A 12,985-nucleotide genomic window follows, 5' to 3' on the forward strand; every position below is an offset into this window, starting at 1 on the left:
GGGGAGCGCTTGTGGCCAGTCGCGCTGCAACGACATTGTTCGACGCCGGGGTGATCGCCGACCGGTGGATCGCCGACTATTGCGCGGGCGGGCGCAGCGCCGACATGCTGTGCGCGCGCGGTGCGGCCGATCCGGCATGGCGTGCGGTGTTCGAGGAACTGGCGACGCTGAGCGGCGACGCGCTCGATCATGCGCGCGAGCGCGCCCAGCGACAGGCAGCCGAGATCGGTACCGGCTTCCGCATCGCCGGCGAGGGCGAGGAGCGCGCTTGGCCGCTGTCGCCCGTCCCGCTGCTGATCGCCGCGGAGGAATGGCGCGCCATCGCCGATGGTGTCGCCCAGCGCGCGCGGCTGATGGAGGCGGTGCTCGCCGATCTCTATGGCCCGGCGAACCTGGTCGAGGACGGGCATCTGCCCGCCGCGCTGGTGACCGGCAGCCCGTTCTTCCTCCGGCCGCTGGCGCATCTCGTTCCGCCCGGCGGATCGCACCTCCAGTTCGTCGCGATGGACCTGTGTCGGTCGCCTGAGGGCGAATGGCGCGTGCTTGCCGATCATCTGCGCGCACCGGCCGGCGCCGGCTATGCGCTGGAGAACCGGCTTGCCATGGCGCGGACGCTGGGCGGGCTTCAGGTTCGGCTGAACATCGAGCGTCATGCGCCGTTCTTCGCCGCGTTCCGTGAAGGGCTGGCCGAGCGCTGCCGCCGGTCGGACCCGCGCATCGCGCTGCTGACGCCGGGCCGGCTCAATCCCAGCTATGCCGAACAGGCGCATCTGGCGCGCTATCTTGGTTTCCTGCTGGTCGAGGGCGCCGATCTCGCCGTGCGCGACGACCAGCTCTATGTCCGCACCATCGCCGGGCTCAAGCGGATCGACGCGCTGTGGCAACGGCTCGATCCGCGGATGATCGACCCGCTGGCGCTCGATTCGCATTCGGCGATCGGTGTGCCCGGGCTGATCGACGCGATGTCGGCGGGCAATGTCGTTCTCGCCAACGCACCGGGTGTGGGACTGATCGAGGCGCCCGCCTTCGCTGCCTTCCTGCCGGCGCTGGCGCAGCCGATGTTGGGGGAGACGCTGCGCCTCCCCAGCGTCTCGACATGGTGGTGCGGCCGGGACGCCGACCGGGCGGAAGTCGAGGCGCGGCTGGACCAGCTGGTCATCGCACCTGCCTTCGGCCCCAGTCCGCTCGGCCTGCCTCAAGGGGCGCAGCTCGGTAACGCGCTCGGCCCGGAGGAACGCGCGGCACTGCTTGCCGATCTCGCGAGACGTCCGCAGGACTATGTCGGTCAGGAGGCCGTGAGCCTGTCGACCATGCCGGTGGTGGCGGGCGACGGGCTGGAGCCGAGGCCCTTCACCGTACGCGTCTTCGCGGCGCGGGCGGCCGATGGCAGCTGGACGGTCCTGCCGGGCGGTTTCGCGCGGATCGGCGAGCAGCCCGACCCTCGCGCTGCCGTCATGGGGCAGGGCATGTGGTCGGCCGATGTCTGCATCCACGGGCCCGATCCGGTCGCGCCCGTCTCGCTCCTGCCGTCGGGCGATTCGACCCAGCTTCGCCGCAATCCCGGGACCCTACCCAGCCGGGTCGCCGACAATCTCTTCTGGCTGGGCCGCTATCTGGAGCGGGGCGAGGCGCTGCTGGCGGTGCTGCGCGTCCTGCTCGGCCATTCGATCAGTGCCGATACCGGCGCCGCACTCGAAGCCGCGACGGTCGAACGTCTCGTCAATCTGGTCGTGTCGGTCGGTGCCGCGCCTGCGCCGGGCAGTTTCCGCCGGACCGAGCTGCAGCAGCTAGCACGGACCGCGCTGGAGGATGAGGGCGGCTGGTATTCGATTCGCGCGATCAACGCGCAGGCGCGCGATCTCGGCGCGATCTCGCGCGACCGGCTGTCGGCGGACATGATCCAGTTGCTCGATGCACCCTTCCCGACCAAGGGGTCCCTGCTCGACCGGGCGGGCACGCTTCAGCGGCGCTATTCGGCGCTGGCCGGCCTGTCGGCCGAGCATATGGCACGCACCGATGCATGGCGCTTCCACGATCTGGGCAGGCGGGTCGAGCGGGCCATGGCGACGATCCGTTGCATTCGCGCGTTCGGCGGGGCGGAGGCGACCGCGGACGACCTGTCGACCCTGCTCGATCTCGCCAACAGCCAGATCAGCTATCGCCAGCGCTATCTGACCGGGCTGGCCCGCGTTCCGGTCCTCGATCTCGTGATGCTTGACAGCTTCAATCCGCGCGCGGTGGCCTTTCAGATCGGCAAGATCTCGGCGCATCTCAACAAGCTGCCGCTGCTCTCGGATGACGGGCTTGCCGAGCCGCAGCAGGAAGGCGCGCGCGAACTGGCGGCGATCATCGTGACCGCGCGCGCGACCAGCATCGGCGAACCGATGTTGCAGGATCTGGACACCAAGCTCGCGCTGCTCTCGCGCTCGATCGCGTATCGCTATTTCCTGCAGGGCGCGGAGCCGCTGCGCGCCGCCGGGATGACCCTGGCCTGATGCTCTACGCCATCCATCACGTCACCCGGTTCGACTATGCCCAGCCGGTCGGCTTCGCGCGCTGCAACCTGCGGCTGCGGCCGATCATCTGGTCGGGACAGACGATCGAATCCTATGACCTGAAGGTCGAACCCGGTGGCCGCACCTATCCGGCGCGGGCGGAGGCCGGGCTGGCCAACGTCACCCGGCTGGTGGTCGAATCGCCAGCGAAGAGCCTGACGATCGAGAGCGTCGCGCGCATGCGCGTCGACCGCATGATCCCGGTGCCGTCAGCGAGCGACCCGGATCTTGCGACGATCGCCGCGCTGGCGCGGGCCAGCCGCGACATCTCGCCAGCCTCGCCGGCCAGCTATCTGTTCCCCTCGCCGCTGATCCCGCTCGATGCCGAGATTGCGCGCTGGTGTGCGGCGGAGCTCGATCCGCGGCGAGGCGCGCTGGACGCTGCGATCGGGCTGGCGCGGCGGATCCAGCGCGATTTCGCCTTTGATCCGACCGCCACGCTGGTCGACACTACCCCTGCGGAAGCGTTTCGCCAGCGCCGCGGCGTGTGCCAGGATTTTGCCCAGATCATGATTTCGGGCCTGCGCTCGATAGGGCTGCCCGCCGCCTATGCCTCGGGCTATCTGCGCACCCTGCCGCCGCCGGGCCAGCCACGGCTGGTGGGGGCTGACGCGACCCATGCCTGGGTGCTGCTGTGGTGCGGGCCGGAGCATGGCTGGGTGGGGGTGGACCCGACCAACGGAATCTGGATGGCGGAGGATCATGTCGTGATCGCGATCGGCCGCGACTATGCCGATATCGCGCCGATCGACGGGATCGTGCTTGGCGCGGGGGCACAGCGCATGCACGTGTCGGTCGATGTCGAACCGTTGACGGAACCGGCGGCCTGAGGGTTGCGATTTGGCGTCGCCGCGCCGATGTACGCGGCGGACAGAGGGACAAGAATGGCAGATCCGTACGCAACTCTGGGCGTTGCCCGCAATGCCAGCGAAGCCGAGATCAAGAAGGCATATCGCAACCTGGCGAAGGAACTCCATCCCGACCGCAACAAGGATAATCCCAAGGCGGCGGAGCGGTTCAGCCAGGTCACCCAGGCCTATGACCTGCTGAGCGACAAGGACAAGCGCGCGCGGTTCGACCGCGGCGAGATCGACGCGGACGGCAACCCCGCCGCGCCCTTCGGGTTTGGCGGCGGTGGGCCCGGCGGTCAGCAGGGCGGGTTCCGCTCGACCGATTTCGGCGGCGATGGCGGCGAGTTCAGCGATATTTTCGAAGGACTGTTCGGCAGGCGCGGCGGCGGCGGCGGCGGCGGTTTTGGCGGTGGGTTCGGCGGGTTCGGCCGCCGTCCCGCGCCCAAGGGTGCCAATGTGCCCTATCGCCTGTCGGTCAGCTTCGAGGATGCGGTTAATCTGGCGACGCAGCGCGTGACGCTGCGCGACGGCAAGACGATCGACCTCAAGCTGCCCGCCGGTGTCGAGACGGGCACGCAGATGCGCCTGTCGGGCAAGGGTGAGGAAGGGCCGGGTGGCGATGGCGATGCGATCGTGACGATCGAGGTCCAGCCGCATCGCTTCTTCACCCGCTTGGGCGACGATGTCCGCCTCGACCTGCCCGTGACCCTGTCCGAGGCGGTGCTGGGCGAGCAGGTGCGCGTGCCGACGACCGAGGGCGCGGTGATGCTGAAGATGCCCAAGGGCGCGACGTCGGGAAAGACGCTGCGGCTGAAGGGCAAGGGCTTTCACCGCAAGAGCGGAGGGCGCGGCGACCTGCTGGTCACGCTGATGATCGACCTGCCGGCGGACGATGCCGAGCTGCGCGCGTTTGTCGAAAGCTGGCAGAGCCGTGACCAGGGGAACCCTCGCGCGAAGCTGGGCGTCTAGAGGAGGGTGGAGCAGCCGCCTGGAATCTCGCCCGAATCGCCAGAAGCCCGTCGACACGGGTTCGGAAGCGCGGTGCGGGGCGGGCTGAAGTCGCTGGGGGTCGGCGAACGCTTCTTCGTCGTGATGAAGCGGGTGGCGATCGGCACCTATAATGACGGCTTCACCTATGCCGGCAACCTTGCCTATCTCTCACTGGTCACGCTGTTCCCCTTCTTCATCGTCGCCGCCGCGATCGCGCGGCTGATCGGCCAGACGGGGGAGGGCCTGCATGCGCTTGACGCCTTTCTCCACACCGTACCGCCCGAGGTGGCGAAAGTGTTGCGCCAGCCGATGCAGGACGTGCTCGAGGCGCGGACCGGCAATCTTCTATGGTTCGGCGCGCTGGTCGGCCTTTGGACGACCGGCGGCTTTATCGAGACCGTCCGGGGGATCCTGCGCCAGGCCTATGGCACGCAATCTTCGACACCCTTCTGGCGCTATCGGCTCGGCGCGATCGGCGTGGTGGTGGGCTCGGTCATCCTCGCCATGGCTGCGTTCAGTTTTCAGGTGATCCTGACCGGCGTCGAACAGTTCATCTATCGCCTGCTGCCCTTCGCGGTCGATGCGCAGAGAATGGTCAATTATACCCGGCTGGTTCCGGCGCTGGCGCTGTTCGGCGCGCTCTACATGCTGTTCTATTCGCTGACCCCCCGACAATATCGCAAGTCGGGATGCCCGAAATGGCCGGGGCCGGCGTTCGTGACGGTCTGGTGGATGTCGACCACGGCATTGCTTCCCTTGGTGCTCTCGAACCTGGGAGGCTATGACCTTACTTATGGCAGCCTGGCCGGCGTTATGATCGCGCTGATTTTCTTCTTCATCATCGGCCTGGGCGTCGTCGTCGGCGCGGAATTGAACGCGGCACTGGCGGAGACACCCGAGGAAGGTCTAGAGGGGGCGCCGACGAAGCAGGAGAATACACCGTCGTGACCGGACTGATGCAAGGCAAGCGTGGCCTCATCATGGGGCTCGCCAATGACCGTTCATTGGCTTGGGGTATCGCGAAGCAGCTTGCCGATCAGGGCGCGGAGCTCGCGTTCAGCTATCAGGGCGAGGCGTTGGAGAAGCGCGTGCGCCCGCTGGCCGAACAGCTGGGCAGCGAATTCCTGATCGACTGCGACGTGTCCGACATGACGGCGCTCGATGCGGCATTCGAGACGCTGGCCGCGCGGTGGCCGACGATCGATTTCGTCGTCCACGCGATCGGGTTCGCCGACAAGAACGAGTTGCGCGGTCGTTACTACGACACGTCGCTCGACAATTTCCTGATGACCATGAACATTTCGGTCTACAGCTTCACTGCCGTGGCGAAGCGCGCCCAGGCGATGATGCCGAACGGCGGCAGCCTGCTGACGCTGAGCTATTACGGCGCCGAGAAGGTCATCCCGCACTATAACGTCATGGGCATCGCCAAGTCGGCGCTCGAGACGTCGGTCAAATATCTGGCGGTCGATCTCGGTCGCGACAATATCCGGGTCAACTGCATCTCGGCCGGTCCGATCAAGACGCTGGCCGCGTCGGGCATCGGCGATTTCCGCTATATCCTGAAGTGGAACGAGCTGAACTCGCCGCTGAAGCGCAATGTGACGATCGAGGATGTCGGCGGCGCGGGCCTCTATCTGCTGTCCGGTCTGTCCTCGGGCGTGACCGGCGAAATCCATTATGTCGACGCCGGCTATAATGCGATCGGCATGAAGGCCGAGGATGCCCCGGACATGTCACTGGTGTGACCATCGCGATTCGTGGGGCGACCGGCGGCGACGTCGCGGCGATCGACGCGCTGCTGCGTTCGAGCTTCGCCCAGCCGCAGGAAGCGCAGCTCGTCCAGCAATTATGCATCGATGGCGACATGGTGCTGACGCTGGTCGCCGACGATGACGAGACGGGCGAACTGGCGGGCATGGTCGCCTTCAGCCGGATGAGTGTCGAGATCGACGGCAAGGCGATCGCCGCCGTCGCGCTCGCCCCGGTCGCCGTCGCAACCTCGCATCGCAGCCAGGGCGTGGGCGAGGCGCTGATCGCGGCGGGGCTGAAGCATCTGGGCGATGCCGGGGCGATGCTCGCCTTCGTCCTGGGCGAGCCGGCCTATTACGAGCGATTCGGTTTTTCTGTGGACTGGGCAAGCGGATTTGCCTCGCCCTATGCCGGCGACTATTTCATGGCGCTGCCCTTGCAGGGTGGTGCCATGCCCTGCGGTACTCGCGGACAGGCGGTTCATGCGCCTGCCTTCGCGCAACTGAGTGGGGAATTGTGAGCTTCAACAGTTTCGGCCGCCTGTTCCGCTTCACCAGCTGGGGGGAAAGCCACGGGCCCGCCCTGGGCGCGGTGGTCGACGGATGCCCTCCTGGGCTGAACCTGTCCGAAGCGGATCTGCAGCCGTTTCTCGACAAGCGCCGGCCGGGCCAGTCGCGCTTCACGACCCAGCGGCAGGAGCCCGACCAGGTCCGCATCCTCTCGGGCGTGTTCGAAGGCCGCACGACCGGCACGCCGATCGCGCTGCACATCGACAATGTCGATCAGCGCTCGAAGGATTATTCGGAAGTCGCCAAGGCCTATCGGCCGGGCCATGCCGACTATGCCTATGACGCCAAATATGGTTTCCGCGACTATCGCGGCGGCGGTCGCAGCTCGGCGCGCGAGACGGCTGCCCGCGTTGCCGCTGGCGGTGTCGCGCGGCTGGTCATTCCCGAGGTGCGGATCCGCGCCTGGGTCGAGGCGATCGGCGGCGATGCGATCGACCCGGCCAATTTCGATGCGGACGAGATCGACCGCAATCCCTTCTTCTGCCCCGACGCTGCCGCTGCGGCGCGTTGGGAGGCGCTGGTCGATGGCGCGCGCAAGTCGGGGTCATCGCTCGGCGCGGTCATCGCTTGCGAAGCGACCGGGGTGCCCGCCGGCTGGGGCGCGCCGCTCTATGCCAAGCTCGACAGCGAGCTGGCCGCGGCGTGCATGAGCATCAACGCGGTCAAGGGTGTCGAGATCGGCGACGGTTTCGCCGCTGCGACGCTGACGGGCGAGCAGAACGCGGATGCGATGCGCCCGGGCAATGATGGCCAACCGCAATTCCTGGCCAATCATGCTGGCGGGATCGCCGGCGGTATCTCGACCGGTCAGCCGGTCCTGGTGCGCGTCGCATTCAAGCCGACCAGCTCGATCCTGACGCCGGTCGAGACGATCGATCGTGCCGGCGAGGCGACCGAAATCTTCACCAAGGGTCGTCACGATCCATGTGTCGGGATCCGCGGGGCGCCGGTGGTCGAGGCAATGATGGCGCTGGTCCTGGCGGACCAGAAGCTGCTTCATCGCGGTCAGTGCGGCTAAGAAACGTCTAAAATCCGGCGATTACCGCGCTGTTATTCGGCACTATTGTCTCAATTGCTCTCAAGTCTGCAACGCTTCGCCGATGGACTGCGGCGGGCTGGTAGAGTCGGGGGACGGATCGCGGATCTATTTCGCGCCGCGACACCTTGTTTCTGTGACACCACGTCATGGAGTAAACATCACATGCGTATCAAGATGATCATCGGTGCTGCTGCCCTGATGGGCGCTTCGGCGGTCTATGCTCAGGACACCACGCCGCCGGCGCCGCAGGACCAGACGGCTCCCGCCCCCGCGCCGGCCCCTGAGCCCGCTCCGGAACCGGCACCGGCACCCGAACCCGCGCCGACCCCGACCCCGACTCCAACGCCGACCCCGGATGCTCCGGCCCCGACCCCGCCGGGTCGCTAAGTCCGGCATACTGAACCTGGTTCAGTCTGATACGGCCCGATACTTCGGTATCGGGCCGTTTTCATGTGCCGGTCGCTCAGTCGGCGAACGGATCGCGGACCAGGATCGTGTCCTCCCGCTCGGGGCTGGTCGATACCAGTGCCACCGGGCACTGGATCAGCTCCTCGATCCGGCGGATATATTTGATCGCCTGGGCCGGCAGCTGCGCCCAGCTGCGCGCACCTGCCGTGCTCTCGCTCCAGCCCGGCATGCTTTCATAGACCGGCTCGACCGCCGCCTGATCGGCGGCGTTGGACGGATAATAGTCCAGCACCTCGCCGCGCAGCCGATAGCCGGTGCAGATCTTGATCTCCTCGAACCCGTCGAGGATGTCGAGCTTGGTCAGGGCGATACCGGTGATGCCGCTGACCGCGGCCGACTGGCGCACCAGCACCGAATCGAACCAGCCGCACCGGCGCTTGCGCCCGGTGACCACGCCGAACTCGCGGCCCTTGGTACCCAAGGTCTCGCCGATCTCGTTATCCTGCTCGGTCGGGAAAGGCCCCGATCCGACGCGGGTCGTATAGGCCTTGGTGATGCCGAGGACGAAGCCGACCGCCCCAGGCCCGACGCCGCTACCGCCCGCCGCGGTGCCGGCGATCGTGTTGGACGATGTCACGAACGGATAGGTGCCGTGGTCGATGTCGAGCAGCACGCCCTGGGCGCCTTCGAACAGGATGCGCTTGCCGCGCGCGCGGGCGTCGTTCAGCATCCGCCAGACCGGCTCGGCAAAGGGAAGCACGAAGCCGGCGATCTCGCGCAGCTGTTCGACCAGCGCGGCGCGGTCGACCGGCGCCGCGCCGAAGCCGGCGCGCAGCGCGTCGTGATGCGCCAGCAGGCGGTCGAGCTGGGGATCGAGCTCGTCGAGATGCGCTAGGTCGCACACGCGGATGGCGCGGCGCCCGACCTTGTCCTCATAGGCCGGGCCGATGCCGCGGCGGGTGGTGCCGATCTTGCCCGACCCGCTGGCATCCTCGCGCATGCCGTCCAGCTCGCCGTGCAGCGGCAGGATCAGCGGGCAGGTGTCGGCGATCTTCAGCGTATCGGGGGTCACGTCGACGCCCTGGTCGCGCAGCTTGGCAATCTCGGCGCGCAGCGCCCAGGGGTCGAGCACCACGCCATTGCCGATCACCGACGGCGTGCCGCGCACGATACCCGAGGGGAGGAGCGACAGCTTGTAGATCTTGTCCCCGACAACGAGCGTATGGCCGGCATTGTGCCCGCCCTGGAACCGAACGACGACATCGGCGCGCTCCGCGAGCCAGTCGACGATCTTGCCCTTGCCTTCATCGCCCCACTGGGCGCCGATCACCGCGACATTGGCCAAAAGAGAATTCCTTTCGCGGGCCCCCTAAAGAGGGATCGCTCAGTCGTCCAGCGCCGCGCGGATCCGGACGGCCAGTTCATCCAGGGCGAACGGCTTGGCGAGGACTCCCTCGTCGCTGCCGACGGTGTCGCGGGTATAGCCGCTGGTGAAGAGCAGCTTCAGCCCGGGCAGCAATTTCGATGCGCGCGTGGCAAGCTCGCGCCCGGTCATTTCCGGCATCACCACATCGGTGAACAACAGCGAGACGGGCTGGCCCGCCTCGATCAGTTTCAGGGCGGAAGGGCCGTCGGCAGCCTCGACCACGCTGTAGCCAAGCTCGCGCAGCGCCTCGACCGAATAGGTCCGCACCCGTGCTTCATCTTCCACCACCAGGACGATCTCGTCGAGCGATCCGTGGGGCGGTTCGCTCTGCGCCGGCGCCGGGGGCATGTCGGGCACGTCGCCGTCATGGACGGGCAGATAGACGCGCACGATCGTGCCGCGACCCATTTCCGAATCGATCCGGACATGCCCGCCCGACTGTCGCGCGAAGCCGAACACCTGGCTGAGGCCGAGTCCGGTGCCCTTGCCGACGCCCTTGGTGGTGAAGAAGGGGTCGAAGGCGCGCGCCATCACCTCCGGGTCCATGCCGGTGCCGGTATCGGCGACCGCGATCATCACATAGTCGCCCGCGGTAATGTCGAACGCGACCGCCTCCGGCCCGTCGATCGTGCAGTTCGCGGTCTCGATGATCAGCTGCCCGCCGTCCGGCATCGCATCGCGTGCGTTGACCGAGAGGTTGAGGATGGTGTTCTCGAGCTGGCTGGGGTCCGCCATTGCGCGGTGCAGGCTGGCGGGCAGGCGGGTGTCGATCCGGATCGTCTCTCCGATCGTGCGCGACAGCAGTTCGGTCATGCCGCGGATCGTCTGGTTGGGATCGACCGCGACGGGCGTCAGCGGCTGCTGGCGCGAGAAGGCGAGAAGCCGCTGGGTCAGCGCCGCGGCCCTGCTGGCGCCGTCGCGGGCGGCGGTCACATAGCGGTCGACATCGGTCCGGCCCTGCGCGATCCGGCGCTCCATCAGGTCGAGCGCACCGATCACCACGGCCAGCATGTTGTTGAAGTCATGGGCGATGCCACCGGTCAGCTGGCCCACCGCCTCCATCTTCTGCGCCTGGCGCAATTGCTGTTCGGCGGCCATCAACTGGCGCGTCCGCTCCTCGACCGCCCGCTCCAGTTCCTCGCGCGAGCGCGACAGCACGTCGCGGGCGTCGACGATATCCTGGATCTCGGTGCAGGTGCCGAACCAGCGGGTGATGATGCCCGCCTCGTCGCGCACCGGCTGGGCGCGGCCAAGCACCCAGCGATAGACGCCGCTGTGATGCCGCAGGCGATATTCGATATGATAGGGTTCGCCCGTCTCCAGGCAGTGGCGCCATTCGCCCCAGGCGCGATCCTGATCCTCGGGGTGGAACATGCCATTCCAGCCCTCGCCATCGGTGCTGCCATGCGGCACGCCGGTATAATCGTACCAGCGGTCATTATAATAATCGTGATAGCCGTCGGGCCGGGTCGACCAGATCATCTGATCGATCGAGTTGGCGATCGCGCGAAACTTGGCCTCGCTTTCGCGCAGGGCCTGGGTCGCGGTCACCCGCTCGACCGCATCCCATGAGATTTCGGCCACCGCCTCGATCAGGCGAATATCTTCCTCGCTCCAGTCGCGAGCTTCGGCTGCGTTCGTATAGAGCGTCGCGACCCAAGTGCCGCCGCGCAGGAGGGCAACGCCAACGCCGGACGGCGAGGTCTGCGAGATCGGACTGTCGGGAAATTCACTGGCCGAATCGCGCATCACGAGCGTCTCGCCACGGTGATAGGCGGCCTGGGCGGCGGCAAACCTGCCCGCTGGCACCGATCCCTCGAGCATGGGGAGCAACCCGCTGCTCCAACTCGGCCCGAACTGCAGCAGCTCCTCGCTCGTCACCCAGTAGAACCCGACGCGGTCGGCACCGATCCGCCGGCCCAGCGCTTCCGCAGTCAGGCTCATCACCGCCTCGGGCGTGTCGGCCAGTCGCTGACGGCCGGCGAGATCGTGGACGAAGGCCTGGCTTTCGGTCGCCCGGCGCAAATCGTCGACCGCGTTGCGCGCCGCATCCTCGGCATCCCGCCGCTCGGTGACGTCGAAGCTCAGTCCCGAAAACCGGGTCGGGCGGCCATCCTCGTCATAGCGGCAGCGGCCCTGGGCGTTGATCCAGCGGTGCGATCCGTCGCCGCGTCGGATGCGATATTCGATCGAATAGGGCGCGCCTTCCTCGATCGACATCCGGATCGCCTCGCGAACGCGCGGACGGTCTTCCGGGTCGAGAAAGGCGTAGAAATTCTCCATCGCCCCCCGTCCCTCGGCAAGCCGGTCTGCGGGAACGCCGAACAAGCGCGCAAAGCGCTCGTCGCCGCTGACCCGATCGTTGGGAATGTCGATGTCCCAGGTGCCGATGCCCAGCGGCGCATCGAGCGCCAATTGCAGCCGCTCCTGACTTTGGCGCAGCGCCTGTTCGGCCAGCGCGCGATCGGTCACGTCGGTCGCCTGAACGAAGATCGAGCGCGTGACGCCGCCGGCGTCCTTGATCGGCTGGTAAACGAAATCGAGAATGCGCGTTTCGGGCGCTGCGCCCTCGGCGCGCTGAAGCGCAACCGCGGTGTTGATCGCGCGAAACGCTTCTCCGCTCCGGCGGACCTGATCGAGGATAGCAACGAAGCCCTGGTCGACGATCTCGGGCAGCGCGTCGCGCAGGGGCCGGCCAATGACGTCACGCCCGCCGATGAGCGAGGCATAGGCCGGATTGGTCATTTCGAACACATGGTCGGGACCGCTAAGCAGGGCCACCGCGCCCGGCGCCTGCTCGAACATCTCGCGCAGCCGGTCGATCTGCGCGACGCGGCGCTGCTCCGCCAGGACCGAGCGAGTGGTCTCGTTGCCCTGGTTCAGCAGGCCGAGAACGCGTCCCGTCTCGTCGCGGATGGGGGTGAAACTGTAATTCCACCAGGTCTCGGCGATCTTTCCCGCGCGCTCCATCCGCAGCGGCTGGTCATAGGCAGTGAAGCCGCGATTCTGGTCGACGGCCTGCTGCATCTGGGGCCCGACCACGTCCCAGATTTCGGGCCATACCTCGATACCGCACCGGCCCAGCGCATGCGGATGGCGCTCGGCCGGGATCGGGGCCCAGGCGTCATTATACAGCAACCGGAAATCCGGCCCCCAATAGATTGCCGTCGGAAATGCCGATCCGAGTGCCAGATCGATCGCGAAGCGAAGCGGCGCCGGCCAGGTTTCGGGCACGCCGAACGGGTGGTCCGACCAGTCTTTTTCGCGGATGCGCCGCGCCATTTCACCATCATGATCGAGAAAGGCGGGCACGGAGGTCATCGGTTGAGCGTTGCCACCTGCGACGGGGCTGTCAACTGCTCGACATATCGGCGATGCTGGTTATGGAGAGGCCG

At 67.3% G+C, this 12,985-nt stretch carries 10 protein-coding genes; 8 read left to right on the forward strand and 2 right to left on the reverse strand.

Annotation, left to right across the window (positions count from 1 at the left end; genetic code table 11):
• Window positions 1-11 precede the first annotated feature (11 nt).
• The 8 genes from ACZ1H8_RS10075 to ACZ1H8_RS10110 all read left to right on the forward strand — a co-directional run bounded on the left by ACZ1H8_RS10075 (window position 12) and on the right by ACZ1H8_RS10110 (window position 8,143).
• Window positions 12-2,495: a circularly permuted type 2 ATP-grasp protein gene (locus ACZ1H8_RS10075; RefSeq protein WP_465181159.1), complete on the forward strand. Its 2,484-nt coding sequence runs from the start codon at window positions 12-14 to the stop codon at window positions 2,493-2,495.
• The gene (locus tag ACZ1H8_RS10080; RefSeq protein ID WP_465181160.1) at window positions 2,495-3,385 is read left to right on the forward strand and encodes a transglutaminase family protein; all 891 of its coding nucleotides are present in this window, start codon (window positions 2,495-2,497) and stop codon (window positions 3,383-3,385) included. Before ACZ1H8_RS10075 ends, ACZ1H8_RS10080 begins: the two co-directional genes overlap by 1 nt.
• A 54-nt stretch (window positions 3,386-3,439) precedes the next feature.
• Window positions 3,440-4,375: a DnaJ C-terminal domain-containing protein gene (locus ACZ1H8_RS10085; protein ID WP_465181161.1), complete on the forward strand. Its 936-nt coding sequence runs from the start codon at window positions 3,440-3,442 to the stop codon at window positions 4,373-4,375.
• Between the two features lie 72 nt (window positions 4,376-4,447).
• Window positions 4,448-5,344, forward strand: a complete 897-nt coding sequence (locus ACZ1H8_RS10090; RefSeq protein ID WP_465181162.1) for a YihY/virulence factor BrkB family protein — start codon at window positions 4,448-4,450, stop codon at window positions 5,342-5,344.
• Window positions 5,341-6,144 carry an enoyl-ACP reductase FabI gene (gene fabI, locus ACZ1H8_RS10095; protein ID WP_465181163.1) on the forward strand — a complete coding sequence of 268 codons (804 nt, stop codon included), beginning with the start codon at window positions 5,341-5,343 and terminating at the stop codon, window positions 6,142-6,144. The genes ACZ1H8_RS10090 and fabI overlap by 4 nt, the downstream gene beginning before the upstream one ends.
• Window positions 6,141-6,668 carry a GNAT family N-acetyltransferase gene (locus ACZ1H8_RS10100; protein ID WP_465181164.1) on the forward strand — a complete coding sequence of 176 codons (528 nt, stop codon included), beginning with the start codon at window positions 6,141-6,143 and terminating at the stop codon, window positions 6,666-6,668. The genes fabI and ACZ1H8_RS10100 overlap by 4 nt, the downstream gene beginning before the upstream one ends.
• Window positions 6,665-7,735, forward strand: coding sequence for a chorismate synthase (gene aroC, locus ACZ1H8_RS10105; protein WP_465181165.1), 1,071 nt, complete (start codon window positions 6,665-6,667; stop codon window positions 7,733-7,735). The genes ACZ1H8_RS10100 and aroC overlap by 4 nt, the downstream gene beginning before the upstream one ends.
• Before the next feature lie 183 nt (window positions 7,736-7,918).
• Complete coding sequence (locus tag ACZ1H8_RS10110; protein WP_465181166.1) at window positions 7,919-8,143, forward strand: hypothetical protein; 225 nt, start codon at window positions 7,919-7,921, stop codon at window positions 8,141-8,143.
• A 76-nt stretch (window positions 8,144-8,219) separates the two neighbouring features.
• On the opposite strand, the gene ACZ1H8_RS10115 is transcribed toward ACZ1H8_RS10110, so the two are convergent.
• Window positions 8,220-9,509 carry an adenylosuccinate synthase gene (locus ACZ1H8_RS10115; protein ID WP_465181167.1) on the reverse strand — a complete coding sequence of 430 codons (1,290 nt, stop codon included), beginning with the start codon at window positions 9,507-9,509 and terminating at the stop codon, window positions 8,220-8,222.
• Window positions 9,510-9,548: 39 nt separating this feature from the next.
• The gene (locus ACZ1H8_RS10120) at window positions 9,549-12,911 is read right to left on the reverse strand and encodes a PAS domain-containing protein (protein WP_465181168.1); all 3,363 of its coding nucleotides are present in this window, start codon (window positions 12,909-12,911) and stop codon (window positions 9,549-9,551) included.
• Window positions 12,912-12,985 lie beyond the last annotated feature (74 nt).

This window comes from Sphingomonas sp. BL-S-25, from assembly GCF_055521555.1.